We start from the raw sequence: 2,074 nt of genomic DNA, 5'->3' as shown, positions 1-2,074 counted from the left end.
CGTAGACGGTGTCGTTGGCGATCCTGAGCGCATCGGCCTCGTCGGTGAACGGGATCACTGACACCACGGGGCCGAACGTCTCGATCTGCGCCAACGGCGAGGCGTTGTCGACCCGGGAGAAGACCGTGGGCTCGATGAAGTAGCCGTCAGCGAGCTCACCGCCCAGGCGCTTGCCACCGTGCACCAGCTCGCCGTACGTGTTGTCGAYGGCCTCGTCGATCACGGCCATGATCCGGTCCGCCGCGACCTGGCTGACCACCGGACCGACCATCGTGGCCGGGTCCCACGGATCTCCGACCTTCGCACTGGCGACCACGGCAAGCATCTTCTCCAGGAACGTGTCGTAGACACTCTCCTGGACGATGATCCGGCTGCTGCAGGCGCAGCTCTGTCCCGATTGGGTGAGGGGGCCCTGGAACGCAGCGATCTGTGCCGCAGCGTCCAGGTCCGCGTCGGCGAAGATCACGTTCGGGTTCTTGCCGCCCAGCTCGGTGACCACGGGGGTGAGGTTCTCCGACGCCGCGTTGATGATCTTGCGTGCGGTCGGCGCGCCACCGGTGAAGTGGATCTTGTTGATCCCGGGGTGGCGCACCATCAGCTCACTGCCCTCGGGCCCGGCCGGGAGGATGCTCACCAACCCGGCAGGGAGCCCAGCCTTCAAGCACAGCTGACCGAAGAGGTACGGCGCGAAGGGGCTCAGCTCCGGTGGCTTCACCAGGACTGCGTTGCCCGCGGCGAGTGCCGGTGCAACGGCCAGGCCGACCGGCACCATCGGACCGTTCCACGGCAGGATGGCCAGCACGACGCCGTACGGCTCGTGTTCGATGAGGTTGAGCACCGCCGCGTTGGAGTACGGCGACGCCGGTGTGCTGGAACCGGTCGCCTTGTCGACGAAGCCCGCGTAGTAGCGGATGTAACGCTCGGTCAACATCGTCGTGGCGGCGAAGCTGATCGGCACGGCGTAGTCGCTCACACTCAGGCGCCCGAACTCGTTGAACTCCTCGGCCACCAGGTCCGCCAGCCTGATCAACGCGTCCCGGCGTCGCTCAGCCGGCCAGGAGATCCATTCCTTCTGCGCCTCCTTCGCCGCTGCGACGGCGAGGTCGATCTCCACCTCACCGGCCAGCTGGATCGTCGCGTTGACCTTCCCGGTGCCCGCGAAGATGTGGCCGTAGGTGCCACCCGAGGACGACGAGATCGTGTCGCCACCGACCAGCAGGGTGCTCTGCGGGAGGGTGCCCGCAGCGGCCTGGTCCACTGTTGTCGTCATGGCCTCGTCCTACGCGTCGCGGCTGGGCGAGAGGGCGAACCCTGCGTCGAGCGGAAGGTTGATGCCCGTGACGTAGTGCGCCTCGTCCGAGACGAGCCACGCCACCGCGTTCGCAATGTCCTCGGGTTCGAGCATGTCGATGGGCAGAGCGTTCTCCATGCCGGCGATCGCGGTCTTGCCGCCCGCGCGGGCCATGTCGATGATCATCTTCATCGTCGGGTTGTCGGTCATCCCGCTGTTGACCGCGGTCGGGTGGATCGTGTTGACCCGAATCCGTTCGGGGGCCAGCTCGAGCGCGAAGTTCTGGCACAGGGCGACCAGCGCCCGCTTGGACGCAGCATAGGCGTTGCCGGCAGCGCCGATACTGGCCGTTGCTCGCAGTCCGGCGGTCGAGCTGGTCATGACGATCGAGCCCCCGCGACCACCTTCGCGAATCTTGTCGGTCGCGACACGCAGCGTGTAGTAGGCACCCGACAGGTTGGTGTCGAGGACGTCGCGCCACTCCTGGACCAGGTCCTCCTCGGTCCACATCCGCACGATGCCGGCGTTGGCGATGATGATGTCGAGCCGGTTGAACTCGGCGTACGCCTCCTCGAAGGCTGCCTTGAGGCCTTCGTAGTCGCGGACGTCGGCCTTCTTGATGACCGCGCGTCGGCCTTCCTTCTCGACCAGGCGCTGGGTCTCTTCGAGGTCTTCCCAGGTGGCGTTGTCGTAGGTCATCGTCGAGACGTTCTCGCAGATGTCGATGGCGATGATGTCGACGCCCTCGCGGGCCAGACGCACGGCGTGTGCACGACCCTGTCC

The 2,074-nt window shown here is 66.6% G+C and carries 2 protein-coding genes; both read right to left on the bottom strand.

Annotated features, from left to right (window positions below):
- Positions 1-1,270: aldehyde dehydrogenase family protein (locus tag ACXJKL_RS19945; RefSeq protein ID WP_457208736.1), on the bottom strand; the 1,270-nt coding region annotated here is incomplete at its 3' end.
- A gap of 9 nt (positions 1,271-1,279) precedes the next feature.
- The coding region (locus tag ACXJKL_RS19940) for a mycofactocin-coupled SDR family oxidoreductase (protein ID WP_457208735.1) at positions 1,280-2,074 on the bottom strand (795 nt) is incomplete at its 5' end.

It is taken from the genome of Nocardioides sp. P5_C9_2 (assembly GCF_054049555.1).
The sequence above is the reverse complement of the archived record's forward strand: the minus strand, read 5'-3'. Positions and strand labels throughout refer to the sequence as shown.